A 16,488-nucleotide genomic window follows, 5' to 3' on the forward strand; every position below is an offset into this window, starting at 1 on the left:
CAATGAGGATTGCCCACGACATCTTTGCCGAAACCAATCCGGCTTATTGCGCTTGTCTGCTGGCCACTTTCGTCCGAGCTTATCGCACCCGAAGTGGGTCAGTGCCAGACATCACATTGTGCTACGCCGCTCTGCCTTTGGCGCTGTCTGGAGACTTGGCTCCAACGTTCGAGCGCACCAATCGCAAGACCGGATTATTGGAGTGGCTGCGTCGCAGTCCCGTTATTCATATTTGTCTCGCTGATCGGGTGAATGGGTCGTTGGACATCGTTACGGAGGCGATCAGGTTTGCCTGTTTCAGCAAGCTATTGGCAATTAATACAGAGGGCAAAGTAGCCCTTGGCACCTCATCTGTACCTAGGCTTCTCAAGGTACAGCTCACGCAAGACACTCAGAACATTTTCGACAACATCGACCACCTTGGTCATTGGTTTGCCTTGGCGGGCTCAACAAGGACGGTATTCAACCTGATGGGGCTCGAGCTATGAACCGCTGGAATATTTCAAGCATCTTCTTCCTGGGCGAGGGCGGTCGCGTTCGTGTTCTCGACTTGAAGCTTGGCGAGGTAAACATCATCACCGGTGCGTCGGGAACTGGTAAGTCGACTCTGATCAAAGCCATCGACTATTGCTTGGGATCGAAGGTGTGTGAGCTTGCTGCTCATGTGAAACGCCATAGTATCGCTGTGGGCGTAAAATGGGTGCTAGGTGATGCGCAGATGATCGCAGGCCGGGTCATTCCACCTCTGGGACAAGACACCAGTACCAAGATGTTTATCAGCAGCGGGCGTAATCTCCCAATCCCAACGTCGTTGAAGGAGTTTGAAGGCGCAACAACCCTTCAGGCGGGCAAATTTTTTATCGAACGAGCGTTTGGGATCGGCGGGGTAACAGATGCTTCGGATGAAAGCGCCGCCCGAAGATGGCGACCGACAGTGCGCCATGCAACGGCTTACATGTTTGTCCCCAAAGACGTGATCTACAACGAGACCGCTCTACTTCATGGTTTGGATCAGGCCGACGAAGCACCGGCCATTATTGAGACGATGCCTTACTTCCTCGGGGTAGTTACTCAAGACACAGTGATTCAGGAGCGTCGTCTACGTGATCTGCGCAAGCGGCTTGATCGGGAGGAGCGTCAGCTTCGGGCTCGCCAAGCAGAAGATAGCGATTACAAAAAGCATGCAATGCGCTTGCTGATGGATGCCCATCGTTGTGGTTTGTGCGACCTTCCACCCGATGATTCTTCAGAAACTGATCTTCAGGGCGCGTTATTTAGGGTCAAGCGGCTGAAGATCGGCAGGGGGCAGAACCCGAACGAGAGCGAACTTTCTAGTCTCCACACACAGCGGCGCAGCCTGCTCAGCGATATCGAAAATGCGAGGCGCAGCTCGCGAGCGACACAAGCGGCGCTCCAGGAAATGTCGGGGTTTGAGGGTGTGGTACGGCGGCAATATGAGAAGCTGAAAATTGCAGAGCATCTTCAGCTAGTGGCTCGCACTTGCCCTCTGTGTGAAGCGCCTAGCGAGCGTGGGGTCGCTGCCGTCCAAGCCATCCGCCAATCAATTGACATCGTCCGCTCTGAAGGCATAGCTGTTGAGAATGTACGACCTCGTCTTGTGGAACACGAGAGCTCACTGCAGCTGGAGCTCACGAGGCTCAATGACAAGCTCAAGGGTGTCGATGAGCGCATAAAAACCTGGATCAGGCAAAGCGGCGAAGCCAAAGAAATGGATGACCTTGCTCAGTATCACGCGCACCTGATGGGCAAGGTTTCGCAGTTCTTGGAAATGAACCCGGCGACGCCGCTTCCTGGTCCTGATTTGGACGTCCTGCGCGGGCAGATTGAGGGGCTAGAGGCGCTTATTGATAACGACGCAAAGCAAGTGCTCCTCACTCGCGCCGAACGAAAAATTTCGCAATACCTGTCTGAGGCATTCGCTTCGTTGCCCACGGTCGAGCCATGCATTGAGGCCGATTTGGAATTCTCCTCCAAACCGCCGGCCATCGCAATTATCGAGAAGGGGACTGAAGCAGTATTGCGGTTACCCGATGCTGGATCGGATGAAAACTACTTGGCTATCCACATAGCGCTATCTTTCGCCCTACAGAAGTATCTCGGGAAAATCAATGCACCGGTACCGGGCTTTCTGGTATTCGATCAGATCAGCCGGCCTTACTACCCCCAGCGCGGGGAAGACGAGGATAGTATTGGAGAAAATGAAGAAGTCCTTGCAATGCGTCGGCATCTTGACTTCTTGTTCAAGGCTACCTCTGATCAAAAAGGCCTGCAGGTTCTGCTGATTGAGCATGCGTATTTTGGCGATGATCCCCGATATGTGACGGCTACCCGTATGAGGTGGAACAAGCTCTCTGGGGATGCCTTGATTCCTTTGGATTGGCCGAAGAGAGAGGGGAGTGGATGACTCGGTCAACTCCTTTGGTCTGCTTATTCCTGGCTTCAGAAAAGCATGTAATGCTTGTTAAGGGTAATGGGGTAACGAAAAGCCGTGTTGTTCAGCGAGCTCAGAATGAATACTTAAACATGCTTTAAGTGCAGCACCTACAGTACGGAGATTGGTTGCACGATCGTGATAGGCAACCTTTCCAGTTCGCTCAGCCAAATGCGAGGCGCCTATGAGTATTTTTATCTGAAAGAGGCTACTAACCCGATGGCCTTGTGCACCGAAGAAGAAATCACCCGCATGGTTCATGCGTTTTACGCCCGCGTGCGTAAGGATGAGCAGCTTGCGCCTGTCTTCAATGCGCATATTGATGATTGGGACCATCATCTTGAGCATCTTTCCACATTCTGGTCATCGCTGTTGCTGCGCACCGGTCGTTTCAACGGTACGCCTATGCCCAGGCATATTGCGCTGCCAGGATTGACAGCGGAATTGTTTCAGCGATGGCTGGCATTGTTTGAAGAAACAACCGCCGAGCAACCGAATCAGGCCATGGCAAAAGAAGCCAATGCCATGGCACAGCGCGTGGCGCAAAGTTTATGGTACGGCTACCAGTTAACACATAACCCCGGTGCAACACCTACCGAAGTCAATTCCTGACGGGCTTCGAACGGTTATTCGCCTTGGCCGGTTTCAGGGTTTGAATTTTTTTGCTGCAATGCTGGTAATTGGCGCTGGTACTTGAATGCCAAAAATTTCCGCGAAGTCCTGCGCCGGTATGGGTTTGCCAAACAGGTAACCTTGCCCCTCCTCGCAACCAAAATCCCGTAAGCATTTGTATTGCGCGTCTTTCTCGACGCCTTCGGCTATGGTTTCGAGGCCAAAGCTGCGCGCCATGTCGAGAATGGCGCTTACCACCGAAGCATCCCGGGTGGATTCGTGCAAACTCTGGACAAAGGAGCGATCAATTTTGAGGCGGCTTAACGGGTATTGTTTTAACAAACTCAATGACGCATAACCGGTTCCAAAATCATCAAAGGCGATACCAACGCCGAGTGCACGCAAGCGTTGCAATGCATCCAGAATCACGTCGTCATGATCCAGCACAATGTTTTCAGTGATTTCCAATTCCAGTGCTTCAGCGGGCAGGCCATGCCGTTTCAAGGCGGCGTCTACCTCTTCAACAATATCGTTGACTCGAAATTGGGCGCCGAACAGGTTAACACCGATGCGGAAATCATCGGCGCCGTATCGGCGCCACAGCGCGGCCTGAGCACAGGCTTCATCAAGTACCCAGGCGCCAACCACGGCGGCCAGGGGGCCACCTTCCAGTGCTGGTAAAAATGCTGCCGGGGAGAGTAGCCCGCGTTGCGGGTGTCGCCATCGAATCAACGCTTCTGCGCCCGCCAGCGAGCAATCTGATAAGCGGATTTGCGGTTGATAGAAAAGTACGAATTCCCCATCGCTAACAGCGCGGTGCAGTTCAATGTTGTAAAGACGGCGGGCGGCGGCTTCCATGCGCAGGGAGCGCACAAAAACAAATGCCTGGCCGCGACCCAGGTGTTTGGCTTTAAAGAGGGCGAGGTCGGCATCACCAATCAATTCCAGCGCTTCCTGGGCATGAGTCGGCGCAACGGCAACGCCACAACTGGCAGCTACTCTGACTTCCTGGCCATCAATCACAATCGGCTCTGCGATACTGGCTATCACGCGTCGGGCCAGCTCCACCGCTTTTTCAGGGTCGGCAACTTCCGGTAGCAAAATCGCAAATTCGTCGCCTCCGATACGGGCGACTGTGTCTGCAGGGGCGGTGATAAGCGTGAGACGGTGGGCAACCTCCTGCAAAATAGCATCACCTACACTGTGACCCAGGGTGTCATTGACGTCCTTGAAACCGTCCAGATCAATCATCAACACCGCCATGGGGGCAGGGCGTAACAGGGTTTCTTCAGCATGGCGATAAAGGCTGACGCGGTTGGCCAGGCCGGTGAGTATGTCGGTATTTGCCAGCCATTCGAGTTCTTCTTCCTTGCGGCGGCGTGCGGTCATATCCTGTACGTGGGCATTGAAGGTGAGGCGACCTTTCTCCCGCCAGCAAAACAGTGAAAGACCCAGCAGAAATTCCTTACCGTCTTTACGCAACCCGCGTACCCCCTTGGGCATGGTCAGGCCTTCCATGCTGCCTGCTGCTGCGGCACGGTTAATCAGGTCAATGACGGTTTCCCGGTCAGGTTCAGCGACCAGGGTCGCAACAGAGCGGCCAGCGCCTTCGGCCAGGTGATAACCATAGAGGAAGGCGGCAGCATCGTTCCAGGCGATGATAAGACCTTGCTCATCGAACCAGACCACGGCGGTCGGCGAGTTGCGGGCAAATTCTTCGAAGGGGCGGCGGGCTTGTTCCGTGGAGATTTCAATACGGCGCAGTTCCAGCCGATCGGCGGCCATTTTGGCGAGCTCTTTCAGCTTCTGGCGGTCTTCGGTGGAAAAATCATCGTGGGGCTTACCATCAATGATGCACAGTGCCCCGAGCGGGTGCCCTTCCGGGGATAGCAGTGGTACCCCGGCATAAAAGCGCAGGTTGGCGGCGCCGGTGACAAGCGGGTTGTCATGGAAGCGTTTATCCAGCGTGGTATCCGGCACTACCAGCACTTCATCCTGGGTGATGGCGTGGGCGCAAAAGGACACATCGCGGCGCAGATCCACTTCCGCTTCATCAATGCCAATACTGGCGGCAAGAAATACATAGTCAGTGCCAATCATATTGACGGCGGCAACGGGCATGCCAAACATATGTACAGCAATCTGAACCACCGGGTCCAGACTTGGAAGCGGGCGATCACTGTCGAGTCCATACTGCGACAGGGCTTTAAGCCTCTCCTTCTCTATAGCCAATACAGGTGGGCACTTCATGTGCTCTTTCCTCCAGGGTAGCGCTGCCTGCAGGTGGCCCTTCCATAGAGCCTCGCTATCGGCAGGAATACATAAAAACTTACCTTTGAATAGTGTCAGTACGGTCACAAACCCTCTTCCAGCATAGCAGCAGTTTTCCAATTGGCACGGCGTAAATACGAATAACTTCCGGCGTTTGCGTCTTAAGTGATCAGGACAAAATGTCGCCTGACTGTCATAATCCCCGACCTCTTAATTTTGTTTACCGGTATTCGGCTTATGCCCAGGTTGCAACGGAAATTGCTGCTCATCTTTATGGCAGCTTTACTGATTTCAGTGGTGTTGGCAGCAATGATTGCTGTCAACTTTCGCATTGAGCGTGAATACCGCGCTATGGCCAGAGAAAGTGCCGGGCGCTTGCAAGTGATTACCTCCCTGACTTCCGCGTTGTATCAGGCCGAGTCCAGTCACCGCGCTTTTGCCGCCAGCGGTGCCAGTGTGTTTGAAGGTGAGCTGCGTGTGCTTCATCAATTGCTGGATGAACATCTGGTGAGCCTGGGCAATGTGAGTTTTGTTACCCGCGAGGACGAATCGCTGGCGAAAGCCGTTGCCGATCAGGTAAGGCGCCGTAAAGAACAGATGTCCATGCTGGCCGCCGTGCGTCGTGAACGGGGCGCCGAAGCGGCTGCTCAATTTATTGGTGACGGTTCCGGCAAGCAATTGACCGATGCGGTCCGAGCCTCGGTGGATGCCTTGCATGCATCCGAGTCGGCGCGGTTACATCAGCAAGATGAAATATCCACGCTGCATGCGCAGCGGCTTGGTTATTGGCTGGTTACCGGCGTGGGCGTCATTTTATTGCTGCTGGGCGGTGCTTTTGCCATCGTCCGGCGCGAGTTAAAACGCAACACCGACCTGGTCGGGCAGCTGCGCCACCATACCCATGAAATTACCATCATTAATCAGCTGACCAGCAGTTTGCAGTCGTGCCAGGCGCGGGAAGAAACCGCAGAAGTTCTGAAGCACTTTTTAACTCTGTTATTTCCGTCGGCGAGTGGTGGCTTGTACATGATGCATGCCTCCCGCAATCTGCTGTCGTTAATGGTCTCCTGGGGTAAGGACAACAACGGTGCGGTGTTGATTGACCGTATCAAACCGTCGGAATGCTGGGGGCTTCGTCTCGGACGGTCTCACGCCCAGGGGGCAGAGCTGAGCGGGATGCGCTGCAATCACCTTGAAACGGGCGATGCTAATACCTTATGTGTTCCCTTGATGGCGCAAAGCGACATAGTGGCGATGCTTCATATCCGTCTTGGCAATTCCGATCAAATCGCTGACACCCGCCATTTGGCGGAGCTATTGGCTTCACATACCGCATCGGCATTGGCGGGTATTATGCTGAGGGAAGCCTTGCACCGGCAGAGCATCAGAGATCCGCTCACCGGGTTGTTTAATCGTCGCTATCTGGAAGAAAGTATCGAGCGTGAAATATTGCGCGCCCACCGCAACAGCCAGTCGCTGGCGTTTGTCATGCTCGACATTGACCATTTCAAACGCTTCAACGATGAGTTTGGCCATCAGGCTGGCGATTTATTGCTCAAGGAATTTGCCGGGTTTTTGCAGCAATCTTTACGTGGCGAAGATATTGGTTGTCGTTACGGCGGCGAGGAATTTTTACTCTTGTTGCCGGGCGCTACCGCCGCAGAAGCCGAACAAAAGGCCGAGCAAATTCGTAACAGCTTATTGCGTCTGGTGGTGGACTTTCAGGGGCGCCGTCTCCCGTCGGTGACCTCATCCTTCGGCGTGGCAGCCTATCCGGAGCATGGTGAAGATTGGGAAAGCCTTATTGGCCTTGCCGATGGCGCACTCTACAAAGCAAAAGCGGAGGGGCGTAACCGGGTGGTGGTGGCGAATCAGCGCTGATTGGAAACTCTCCCGACCTGGGGTTTCGGTCGGGAGAGCAAATTTGTAAGGGTATGGTATGGGCTATCAATGCAGGCTAAAAATTCTCGCCCGCTCATCTTCGTAATTAAAAACTGCATCATTCTCAATAGCTTCCTGGCGGCGTTCATCGAGCTGCTGGAACTTTTGAATTTCTTCATCGGGCATGTAATGCAGACAATCTCCGCCAAAAAACCACAACAAATCCCGCGGTAAAACCGGCATTAAATGCGGATAACTCGCCACAATTTTGCATATCAATTGTTGGCCATCAGCGAGAAAGTTCGTCTCGCCATGCTGTTGAGTCAGTAGGGTGATGTTTTCGACAAAGCTGGCATCTTCTTCGGCAGGAAACTCATCGCTGAAAGGTGGTTGAACTTTGATCAAGGCGACAAGGTTTTCGAGCAGGCGCAGGTGAAAAGCGCTGTATTGGGTGTCATGCGTATTCGACATTTTTAAACCGGGTTCCTGGGGGATAATCAGATAGAATAGCCGTCTGTAATACATGATCGGTCATTTGGGTATCGCAATATGATAGCAGCACTCTCTATCAGGAATCTTGAAAAAGTCTATGGATCAGGACATAGGGCACTCAAGGGGATTTCTCTGGAGGTTCAGCCCGGTGATTTTTACGCTGTGCTCGGCCCCAACGGCGCCGGCAAATCAACCACCATTGGTATTATCAGTTCTCTGGTGAGAAAAACCGCAGGAACGGTTGAAATTTTTGGCAAAGATATCGATAAGGATTTTTCAGAAGCCAAGCAGTTTCTCGGCATAGTGCCGCAGGAATTCAATTTCAGCATGTTTGAAAAAGTAGAAGATATCCTGCTGCAGCAGGCCGGCTACTATGGTCTGGCACGACAGGATGCCAAAGGGCGTGTTGAAAAATACCTCAAAGCACTTGGTCTGTGGGATAAGCGCCGGTCACCGGCCCGTACGCTGTCGGGCGGTATGAAGCGCCGCCTGATGATTGCCCGCGCCCTTATTCACGACCCCAAATTGCTGATTCTGGACGAACCGACAGCCGGTGTGGATATTGAGTTGCGTCGTTCCATGTGGGATTTTCTGCGCGACATTAACGAGCAGGGCACCACCATTATTTTGACCACCCATTATCTGGAAGAGGCCGAGAGCCTTTGTCGCAATGTAGCGATTATTGATAACGGCGAAATTGTTCAAAATACCAGCATCAAAAAATTGCTACAGCAGCTCAACAAAGAAGTTTTTATTCTCGATACCAAAGCGCCCGTTACAGCGGTGCCGGAGGTGGACGGTTACGCCATTCAGCGGGTAGACGAACATACGCTCGAAGTGATTGTGGAGCGCGGGCAAACCCTTAACCGGGTTTTCTCTGCACTGGAATCACAACACATCGATATCGTCAGCATGCGCAATAAATCCAACCGTCTGGAAGAGCTGTTCGTATCAATGGTCGGTCAGAATGCTAAAGAGGGGAGACCCAACGAATGACATTGCAACAACAGTGGGTCGCTTTCTGCAGTATTTTCCGTAAAGAGGTGAACCGGTTTACCCGTATCTGGATTCAAACCCTGTTACCGCCGGTTATCACCATGACCTTGTATTTCGTTATTTTTGGTCAGTTGATCGGCAGTCGCATCGGCGATATGGGCGGCTTCAGCTATGCCCAGTTTGTAGCGCCGGGCCTGATTATGATGGCGGTGTTAACCAACTCCTATTCCAACGTGGTGTCTTCTTTTTTCAGCGCAAAGTTTCAGCGCAGCATTGAAGAGGTGCTGGTATCACCCACACCGGATTGCGTTATTCTCGCCGGTTACGTATTGGGCGGGGTGGCCCGGGGGTTGATGATCGGGGTACTGGTTACGGTGCTGGCGTTGTTGTTCACGTCGTTATCGGTGCACAGCTGGTTTGTTACCATTTCCTTTGTGGTCATGACGTCGGTATTTTTTGCCTTGGCCGGTTTTATCAATGCGGTTTACGCCAACAGTTTTGACGATATTTCTATCGTGCCCACCTTCGTGCTAACGCCACTTACCTATTTTGGCGGGGTGTTTTATTCCACCAGCATGTTGCCGGGTTTCTGGCAAACCCTGTCGCACTTCAATCCGATTTTTCATATGGTGAATGCGTTTCGCTATGGCATTCTCGGGGTGTCTGATACCAACGTCACAGTGGCGTTTATCGGTTTGAGTCTTGGCATTCTGGTATTGTTTGCCGTCAGTTTGTATCAGCTGAAACATGGCAAGCGCTTGCGCGCCTGATCAGGAGATTAAAAATTATGTCGCACACTATACAAGACAGTCCGCTCGGGCAAAGCTCGGCTTATATTTCCAGCTATACCCCGGCGCTGCTGTTCCCGATTGCGCGCGCCCAGTCACGCGTACACCTCAATTTGACCGACACGGCGCTGCCATTTTACGGCAATGATCTGTGGACCGGGTACGAATTGTCCTGGCTTGATCGCGGCGGCAAACCGCAGGTAGCGATTGCCGAGTTTTCAATACCGGCTAACAGCCCGAATATTATTGAATCCAAGTCTTTCAAGTTGTATTTGAATTCGTTTAATCAAACGGTGTGTGAATCCTGGAAGCAGGTTATCGAGTTGTTAACCCGCGATTTGAGTGAGGCGGCCGGTGCTGAGGTGGGTGTTTCGCTGTTTTCTCTGGAGGCGTTTTCTGAAAAAGCGTTGCAGATGTTGCAAGGAAGCTTGCTGGATGCGCAAGAGCTGACAGTCTCTCATTATCACCCTGAACCTGCGCTACTAACCACCACAGCAACGCCGGTGGCGGATGAACAGGTTTACAGCCATTTATTGAAAACCAACTGTCCGGTCACTGGCCAGCCGGATTGGGCCAGTATTCAGATTCAATATTCCGGTCAGACGATTGACCCTGCCGGTTTGTTGGCTTACATCATTTCCTTTCGCGAGCATCAGGATTTTCATGAGCACTGTGTGGAGAGGATTTTTTGTGACATTCTTGAGCGCTGCAAGCCACAGTCATTAACCGTGTATGCCCGTTACACGCGTCGCGGCGGGCTGGATATTAATCCTTTTCGCAGCACTGAAGCGGTGGCGGCGCTATCCCTGCGTCTGGTTCGTCAGTAATTTTTACGCAGATACAAAAAAGCCGTTAGCCTGTTGCCTGGCTAACGGCTTTTTTGTATCCGGTCAGTTTGCCTGGCCGAAGATGATTCTGCGCTTTATATAATGACTTTTTCTTTCAGCTTGTTGGCTGCTGTTTCCAAAAAGTCGATGACCTTTTCCTTGTCGTAATTACGAATTTTGTCGATATCCATATGCAGCGAAAACCCCTCGGTGCGGTCTTCAAAAAACGTCTGGCTTTTGCCCAAATCCCTGCGAAAATCGGCCACCTGGTAAACGCGAACCGGCTGGGTGAAGCCTTTTACCTGAATTTCCCCCTTGTCGCGACACATAATAGCATCGCGCACCAGTGACCAGGTTTCGTGGGAAATCAAAATTTCGTCCGGTTCGGCGGCAGATTCAAGGCGGCTCGCCAGGTTAACCTGAGTGCCCAGCACCGTGTAGTTTAAATGGCTGGAGGTACCGAAGGTGCCGACCGTACAAAAACCCGTATTAATTCCCATGCGGATTTGCAGCGGGTTTTTAATGCCTTGGCTGTACCATTCTGCTCGTAAACTCCGCATTTTTTTCTTCATGGCAATGGCCATGGAAACGCAGTGCAAACAATCCGCTTTAACGCCCTGGCTGTTGGAGTCACCAAACAGCACCATGATCGCGTCGCCCATAAACTTATCAATGGTGCCGCCATATTGCGCCACGATACGGGACATTTCGGTGAGATAATGATTCAGCAATTCGGTGAGTGCTTCGGCTTCCATCTCTTCAGAAAGCTCACTGAAATTTTTAATATCCGAAAAAAACACGGTGATTTTTTTGCGCTCGGCTTGCAGCGCTTCGTCCTTGCCCTCGTTGATGGCTTTCCATACGGTGGGCGGTAAATAGCGGGACAGTTTGTAGGCGCGGATTTTGTGCCATTTTTGTTCATTTTCCAGCTGTTGCCGCACCAGCGAGAGCTTGCGAAAACGTTGGTTCATATAAACGGCATAAATAAGAAAATAGGTGATGATGCCAATTAAACTGGCAGCACTGATTTCTATACTGCTGCTTAAAATCAGTTTCGGTTGATAAATAATCAGCGCGATAATAATGCCCACCGCAAAAGCTGCGTTATCTTCCAGCCATTTGCGCACTCCACCACTGAGCAGCGCGTTAAACTGAATAATGGTAAGAAACATAATGCAGGGCAGTAAACTGAAGTTGGTCAGGCTAACCACCACACCCAGAAACGCGGCGTCACAATAGGACAGCCAGCGGGTGACTTTGGACAGGGTTTCGCCAGAGAGCTTACGGGTAAAGTGGTAGGTGCAGTAAGCGTAGGTCAACAGCAAAATAATGGTGGCGGCATGGATATAATTAACATCACTCCAGGTCAGGGTAGAGGCCAGAGTCCCTGCGGCCGCGAAGCAAACAATTGCACGAAAGTAGTATTGCTGCAGCGGGGAGTCCGTTTGCGGCTCGGTCAAGGGGAGCGCACTTATCATGATGCCATGGGCCTGTTGATGGTAATCCATTATTAAATGTGTGACAGACTGCACATTAGACGCGTTTTGTTATGAAAAGTCTATGTGCTTCAATGATTTGAAGACGTGTTAATTTGGGGGCTCCGGGCAGGGGCCTTTTTAATAAATATCGGCATTTCCGGGTTTTGTTAATGACGGTTTTTATCCGTCCCCGGTTGTTATTGCCTCCGCGTAGTAAAGGTGAAATATGAATGCAATAGAGGTGCTGACCCGGCGGGTATCCATCTCAAGGCTGGCGGCGCCGGCACCGGACGAAAGCCAGCGACAGGTGATATTCGCCGCAGCCCTGCGTGCCGCAGATCATGGCCAGATGCGGCCGTGGCGCTTTCTGGTTGTAGAAGGGAATGGTTTGCATCAGCTGGGAGAGGTTTACGCCAGCGCTGCGGCGCAGGAAGATCCGGAATTACCGGAGGCCAAGCGGGAAAAATTCCGAAGCATGCCACTGCGGGCGCCAATGGTCATTGTGGCCATCGCGTGTACTCAGGCCAACGTCAAGGTTCCGGAAATAGAGCAGGTGATTTCTGCCGGGGCGGCGGTGCAAAATATGTTGAACGCCGCTTACGCGTTGAATGTGGGGGCTTTTTGGCGAAGTGGTGATATGGCTTACAGCCCGGCGGTTAAAAAATCGCTCAATTTATCGGAAAGTGAACAGATTGTTGGATATTTGTACCTTGGCACTCCAACAACCTCACCGGAGCCTCATAAGCCGCTGGAAATAACGCAATTTTTTCACCCATGGCCTGCAAAATAGCATTGCGTTTATGTAAACCGTTGTGTACATTAGCGACCCTTCGAAAGGGGCAGTGAAGCTGAATTTCGAAGCCAAATTTTTCGCTTAACAGCGACAAAATTTGTACACGGTGAGGTGTCCGAGTGGCCGAAGGAGCACGCCTGGAAAGTGTGTATATCGCAAGGTATCGAGGGTTCGACTCCCTCTCTCACCGCCACATATATCAAAAAAGCCCTGATTATTCAGGGCTTTTTTGTATCTGCATTATTTTACTCCTCAATTATTTTTATTTCGCATACTCATTAGCCAGCCGCTCTTGCTGTCAGGTTGGATAAGTAGACGTTGTCCGGTTCAAGGCCGCGACTTTCATGTACAGCACTTAGCCAGTGTTGCGTGGTAACGACGGCGGCGAAATTGGAATGAAATACCGTGCTGAATACGCGATGTATTTCTTCCGCGCTCGCTTTTCCTGCCGCGTTTTCATAAGGCAAAGCGCCTGTTGCATCGGAAAGAAATTCTACTTTGAAGCCCTCATGGGCGGCATGAAAAATGGTAGACGCATTGCAGTTGTGCGTCATATAACCAACCACCGTCAATGTGTCGATGTCTCTGGCGGACAGCCACTGCGCAAGATCCGTTCCTGCAAATACATCCGCCAGGGGTTTGTTGATATGGTGATCCGGCTGAATGGCAGCAATGGCCGGATGTAATTGCCATGACTGCGAGCCCTTCGCAAATATTGGCGAACCCTCGGGCGCATCATGCTGCACAACCACCACGGGTACACCGGCTGCCTGTGCTGTTTCAATGGCCTTCAGGATATTGGGCAGTGAGATATCGACGGGCGGATATTCAATGGGCAGGTTGCCGGTAAAATATTCGTTTTGCACATCGATAACAATAAGGGCACGACGAGGGCTTGTGGGCATGATGATCTCCGGAAGTTGAGTGCGAGGGAGGATTCCCCGAGTCATCCATTTTTGTGTACTTTAAACCGCGATCATAGTGGCCCGAAGGTCAGTCTTCGATATAATCGGGCCATGCATACACTTACTTCCCAATTACGCCCTATTCAGATCGCCGTCGTAGCCTTCGATGGCATTACGCCTTTTCACTTATCGGTGCCCAGCCTGGTTTTTGGTGCCCGCCTCGCCGATGGCGAAGAGGCCGCCTTCGAAGTAACCATTTGCGCCCTCGATAAAGACCCGTTGCGTACCTCGGCAGGGTTTATGATTTCAACCGGAAATGATCTTTCTGTTTTAAATACGGCCGATATCGTCATCATGCCCAGTTGGCACGAAGACTACCGTAGTGCTCCCGTTCCTTTATTGGATGCCTTGCGCGCAGCGAGCCAGCGGGGCGCAAGCCTGGTGGGGCTGTGCCTGGGCGCGTTTCCATTGGCCGAAGCGGGGCTTCTTAATGGTAAAAGCGCCACTACCCATTGGTTGGCTACCGACGAACTGGCCCGGCGCTATCCTGCCGTAACGGTTATACAGGAAGTGCTTTATGTGGATCAGGGTAATGTGCTTACCTCGGGCGGTGTTGCGGCGGGGCTCGATTGTTGCCTTTATATGTTGCGGCAATTGATCGGTGTTGAAACCGCTAACAAAATTGCCCGAAGGCTTCTGGTGGCGCCTCACAGAGATGGCGGGCAAGCCCAGTTTATTGAGCGTCCTCTGCCGGTTTCAAGTAGTGATAGTCGATTTTCGGAGGTGCTGGAATGGGTGTGTCACCGTCTTGATCAGGTGCACACTATTGATTCACTTGCCGAGCGTGCGGCCATGAGCCGTCGAAATTTCACGCGTCATTTTCGCCGGGTCACCGGTACGTCATTCAAACAATGGCTGCTAAATCAGCGGCTTTCGCACGCGCAAGGGATGCTTGAAGGCACCGACGCGTCTATCGACGTGGTCGCGCAACAAGCAGGATTCGGGACAGCGGTTTCTTTGCGGCAGCATTTCAAGGCCTCCCTGCATACCTCGCCTTCGATCTATCGCAAGCTTTTCCGGGACGCTCCGGTGGCCAGACCTGATGAGATTGCGCAGCTGCCTGATACCGAAAGGGCCAATTCAGCGGGTGCCAGGTCTTCCTGATCAGTCAGGCCCATCTGCATAAGCAGCATCTGCTTCAGCCGGGCAGCTGGTTCGTTAGAGGGCAGGGAATTTCAAATTTTTGTCGTTTTGCTATCCGGCTTTTTTAATAATAGGGCGTGCAAGCAGGAGTGGTTTAACGCTCTGCCTGGGAAGTAAGGAAAGGGTGTGCGGCTGCTATTGAGTGAGGTGGAGAGGGTTTTTTGAGCAATCCGTGCAAAGAATGCCCATATTGTTTTGAATAACCTATTTAATTGATTTTAAAGAAAATACGGCCACAAATAATTGCGTTTATTTGGATTTACTACTTGACGGGCTATGCGCTACTCCATAAAATGCGCGCCTCAACAACGCACTCGTAGCTCAGCTGGATAGAGTACTCGGCTACGAACCGAGCGGTCGGAGGTTCGAATCCTCCCGAGTGCGCCATTTTTTAAATGGGATATGTTGATACACAAGTTTACCCACGCACTCGTAGCTCAGCTGGATAGAGTACTCGGCTACGAACCGAGCGGTCGGAGGTTCGAATCCTCCCGAGTGCGCCATACAAGAAAAGGCCTTAGCGGAAACGCTAAGGCCTTTTTATTTGTTCGCGATAAATCTTCGTAAAAAACTCTACCTTTCTTGCCCGGGCAGTAACTTCCGACCCTGTAAAAACCCTCTTTGCCATCCTGTTGGCGCCTGATCAGCTGCGGCCTTTGTTGTATTCAGTCCTTAAATAATCCGCCAGAAAATCGAATGCATGCTTCCGGCGGTTGCACAGGATTAAGGTTGAGGGGGGCTCAAGCCAGGGTATCTTGCAGGTGCTGGCGGATTTCTTCCGGTTCGCGCTTGCGCTTGATGGCCTCAAAAAAATCCCCGGCTTCGCTGTAGTGCAGGCGTAAGTAAGCCAGCCACTGTTTGATGCGGTTGCCGCTATTTTTCCCTTCATAAAAAGGCAGGGTCTGGTCAAAGTAATTCAACAGCATGCGGCAGATATCCAGCCATTGCAGCGGTTGGTAGATTTCCTTATTGAGATCGGCCTTGATCTGGCGAGCCAGATCCGGACAGGCCAGCAGGCCCCGGCCAATCATAATGTCAGTGCTGCCGGATTGTTCGCGGCAGCGATAATAGTCAGCCAGCGACCAGACTTCCCCATTGGCAATCACCGGAATGGTCAGGTGTTTACGGATGTCGGCTATGTATTCCCAATAGGCGGGCGGGCGGTAACCATCGGCTTTGGAGCGGGCATGCACTGCCAGCTCATCCGCACCGGCCTCGGCAACGGCGCGGGCGTTATCCAGATAAGAAGAGCGATCATCAAAGCCGAGGCGGATCTTGGCTGACAGGGGGATGTGAGTCGGCAATGCCTCACGTACCGCTTTAACAATGTTGTAAACCCGATCCGGCTGTTTCAGCAAGCAAGCACCGCCCTCGCTGCGGTTAACGGTTTTTGCAGGGCAGCCAAAGTTGATGTCAATGGCATCGGCACCGGCTTTTATCGCTTCCACCGCATTAATCGCCATGGAGGCCGGATTGCCGCCCAGCAGCTGCACCTTGACCGGAATACCGGTGGGGGTTTTGCAGCCATGCAGTATTTCCGGTGCCAGGCGGTGGAATACCTTGGCAGGCATTACCTGATCGTTTACCCGGATAAACTCGGTTACACATTGATCAATGCCGCCAATGCGGGTTAATAGCGCACGGACATGTTGGTCAACAACGCCCTCCATAGGGGCCAGAATAATTCGCATGGTGTAAAAGCCTGGAGCGGGTGGGGTGGGTTGCGCAGAAAGCCGGAAATTCTACGCGCTTCCCGGGGTAAGTAACACAATGCGGTGGTATTTTTCGCA

At 52.3% G+C, this 16,488-nt stretch carries 14 protein-coding genes and 3 tRNA genes; 12 read left to right on the forward strand and 5 right to left on the reverse strand.

Annotated elements, in window-relative coordinates:
* The first annotated feature begins 2 nt into the window (after positions 1-2).
* The 3 genes from C4F51_RS07805 (at position 3) to C4F51_RS07815 (ending at position 3,064) form a co-directional block, all read left to right on the forward strand.
* Entirely contained in the window at positions 3-488 is a 486-nt protein-coding gene (locus C4F51_RS07805; protein ID WP_193908711.1) for a three component ABC system middle component, read from the forward strand.
* Positions 485-2,425: a DUF3732 domain-containing protein gene (locus C4F51_RS07810; protein ID WP_193908713.1), complete on the forward strand. Its 1,941-nt coding sequence runs from the start codon at positions 485-487 to the stop codon at positions 2,423-2,425. The genes C4F51_RS07805 and C4F51_RS07810 overlap by 4 nt, the downstream gene beginning before the upstream one ends.
* Positions 2,426-2,590: 165 nt before the next feature.
* The gene (locus C4F51_RS07815) at positions 2,591-3,064 is read left to right on the forward strand and encodes a group III truncated hemoglobin (protein WP_202987644.1); all 474 of its coding nucleotides are present in this window, start codon (positions 2,591-2,593) and stop codon (positions 3,062-3,064) included.
* A gap of 33 nt (positions 3,065-3,097) precedes the next feature.
* Here C4F51_RS07815 and C4F51_RS07820 read toward each other — a convergent pair whose 3' ends face one another.
* Positions 3,098-5,314 carry a putative bifunctional diguanylate cyclase/phosphodiesterase gene (locus C4F51_RS07820; RefSeq protein WP_193908714.1) on the reverse strand — a complete coding sequence of 739 codons (2,217 nt, stop codon included), beginning with the start codon at positions 5,312-5,314 and terminating at the stop codon, positions 3,098-3,100.
* A gap of 258 nt (positions 5,315-5,572) precedes the next feature.
* Here C4F51_RS07820 and C4F51_RS07825 point away from each other — a divergent pair, with 258 nt between their 5' ends.
* Entirely contained in the window at positions 5,573-7,216 is a 1,644-nt protein-coding gene (locus tag C4F51_RS07825; protein ID WP_193908716.1) for a sensor domain-containing diguanylate cyclase, read from the forward strand.
* A 66-nt stretch (positions 7,217-7,282) separates the two neighbouring features.
* Here the strand turns inward: C4F51_RS07825 and C4F51_RS07830 are convergent, their stop codons facing one another.
* Positions 7,283-7,687 carry a PA2817 family protein gene (locus tag C4F51_RS07830; RefSeq protein WP_235992301.1) on the reverse strand — a complete coding sequence of 135 codons (405 nt, stop codon included), beginning with the start codon at positions 7,685-7,687 and terminating at the stop codon, positions 7,283-7,285.
* Between the two features lie 78 nt (positions 7,688-7,765).
* Between C4F51_RS07830 and C4F51_RS07835 the strand changes: the two genes are divergently transcribed.
* Genes C4F51_RS07835 through queF form a run of 3 tightly spaced genes read left to right on the forward strand, consistent with a single transcriptional unit; the run spans position 7,766 to position 10,319 of the window.
* Entirely contained in the window at positions 7,766-8,704 is a 939-nt protein-coding gene (locus C4F51_RS07835) for an ABC transporter ATP-binding protein (protein WP_193908718.1), read from the forward strand.
* Positions 8,701-9,474, forward strand: coding sequence for an ABC transporter permease (locus C4F51_RS07840; protein WP_193908720.1), 774 nt, complete (start codon positions 8,701-8,703; stop codon positions 9,472-9,474). Before C4F51_RS07835 ends, C4F51_RS07840 begins: the two co-directional genes overlap by 4 nt.
* Positions 9,475-9,491: 17 nt before the next feature.
* A complete protein-coding gene (gene queF, locus C4F51_RS07845) occupies positions 9,492-10,319 on the forward strand; it encodes an NADPH-dependent 7-cyano-7-deazaguanine reductase QueF (protein WP_193908722.1) in 828 nt (275 codons plus the stop codon).
* 95 nt (positions 10,320-10,414) lie between these two features.
* Here queF and C4F51_RS07850 read toward each other — a convergent pair whose 3' ends face one another.
* Complete coding sequence (locus C4F51_RS07850) at positions 10,415-11,797, reverse strand: adenylate/guanylate cyclase domain-containing protein (protein WP_193908724.1); 1,383 nt, start codon at positions 11,795-11,797, stop codon at positions 10,415-10,417.
* Positions 11,798-12,023: 226 nt separating this feature from the next.
* Here C4F51_RS07850 and C4F51_RS07855 point away from each other — a divergent pair, with 226 nt between their 5' ends.
* Both C4F51_RS07855 and C4F51_RS07860 read left to right on the forward strand, forming a co-directional pair.
* Entirely contained in the window at positions 12,024-12,587 is a 564-nt protein-coding gene (locus C4F51_RS07855) for a nitroreductase family protein (RefSeq protein ID WP_193908726.1), read from the forward strand.
* A gap of 108 nt (positions 12,588-12,695) precedes the next feature.
* A tRNA-Ser gene (locus C4F51_RS07860) sits at positions 12,696-12,783 on the forward strand.
* A gap of 85 nt (positions 12,784-12,868) precedes the next feature.
* Here the strand turns inward: C4F51_RS07860 and C4F51_RS07865 are convergent.
* The gene (locus tag C4F51_RS07865) at positions 12,869-13,495 is read right to left on the reverse strand and encodes a cysteine hydrolase family protein (RefSeq protein WP_193908728.1); all 627 of its coding nucleotides are present in this window, start codon (positions 13,493-13,495) and stop codon (positions 12,869-12,871) included.
* Between the two features lie 111 nt (positions 13,496-13,606).
* Between C4F51_RS07865 and C4F51_RS07870 the strand changes: the two genes are divergently transcribed.
* The 3 genes from C4F51_RS07870 to C4F51_RS07880 all read left to right on the forward strand — a co-directional run bounded on the left by C4F51_RS07870 (position 13,607) and on the right by C4F51_RS07880 (position 15,201).
* Positions 13,607-14,659, forward strand: a complete 1,053-nt coding sequence (locus tag C4F51_RS07870) for a GlxA family transcriptional regulator (protein ID WP_193908730.1) — start codon at positions 13,607-13,609, stop codon at positions 14,657-14,659.
* Positions 14,660-15,008: 349 nt separating this feature from the next.
* A tRNA-Arg gene (locus C4F51_RS07875) sits at positions 15,009-15,085 on the forward strand.
* 39 nt (positions 15,086-15,124) lie between these two features.
* Positions 15,125-15,201 (forward strand) — tRNA-Arg (locus tag C4F51_RS07880).
* Positions 15,202-15,438: 237 nt separating this feature from the next.
* Here C4F51_RS07880 and C4F51_RS07885 read toward each other — a convergent pair.
* Positions 15,439-16,389, reverse strand: a complete 951-nt coding sequence (locus C4F51_RS07885; RefSeq protein WP_193908732.1) for a tRNA dihydrouridine synthase — start codon at positions 16,387-16,389, stop codon at positions 15,439-15,441.
* Positions 16,390-16,488: the final 99 nt, after the last annotated feature.

The organism is Cellvibrio polysaccharolyticus (assembly GCF_015182315.1).
In the GTDB taxonomy this organism is placed as follows: domain Bacteria; phylum Pseudomonadota; class Gammaproteobacteria; order Pseudomonadales; family Cellvibrionaceae; genus Cellvibrio; species Cellvibrio polysaccharolyticus.

Excerpts from the sequence above, each read along its gene's own strand:
- C4F51_RS07830 (WP_235992301.1), bottom strand. The coding sequence starts at position 7,687 with ATGTCGAATACGCATGACACCCAATACAGCGCTTTTCACCTGCGCCTG.
- C4F51_RS07805 (WP_193908711.1), top strand. The coding sequence starts at position 3 with ATGAGGATTGCCCACGACATCTTTGCCGAAACCAATCCGGCTTATTGC.
- C4F51_RS07820 (WP_193908714.1), bottom strand. The coding sequence starts at position 5,314 with ATGAAGTGCCCACCTGTATTGGCTATAGAGAAGGAGAGGCTTAAAGCC.
- C4F51_RS07870 (WP_193908730.1), top strand. The coding sequence starts at position 13,607 with ATGCATACACTTACTTCCCAATTACGCCCTATTCAGATCGCCGTCGTA.
- C4F51_RS07850 (WP_193908724.1), bottom strand. The coding sequence starts at position 11,797 with ATGATAAGTGCGCTCCCCTTGACCGAGCCGCAAACGGACTCCCCGCTG.
- C4F51_RS07840 (WP_193908720.1), top strand. The coding sequence starts at position 8,701 with ATGACATTGCAACAACAGTGGGTCGCTTTCTGCAGTATTTTCCGTAAA.
- C4F51_RS07825 (WP_193908716.1), top strand. The coding sequence starts at position 5,573 with ATGCCCAGGTTGCAACGGAAATTGCTGCTCATCTTTATGGCAGCTTTA.
- queF (WP_193908722.1), top strand. The coding sequence starts at position 9,492 with ATGTCGCACACTATACAAGACAGTCCGCTCGGGCAAAGCTCGGCTTAT.
- C4F51_RS07810 (WP_193908713.1), top strand. The coding sequence starts at position 485 with ATGAACCGCTGGAATATTTCAAGCATCTTCTTCCTGGGCGAGGGCGGT.
- C4F51_RS07835 (WP_193908718.1), top strand. The coding sequence starts at position 7,766 with ATGATAGCAGCACTCTCTATCAGGAATCTTGAAAAAGTCTATGGATCA.
- C4F51_RS07865 (WP_193908728.1), bottom strand. The coding sequence starts at position 13,495 with ATGCCCACAAGCCCTCGTCGTGCCCTTATTGTTATCGATGTGCAAAAC.
- C4F51_RS07885 (WP_193908732.1), bottom strand. The coding sequence starts at position 16,389 with ATGCGAATTATTCTGGCCCCTATGGAGGGCGTTGTTGACCAACATGTC.
- C4F51_RS07855 (WP_193908726.1), top strand. The coding sequence starts at position 12,024 with ATGAATGCAATAGAGGTGCTGACCCGGCGGGTATCCATCTCAAGGCTG.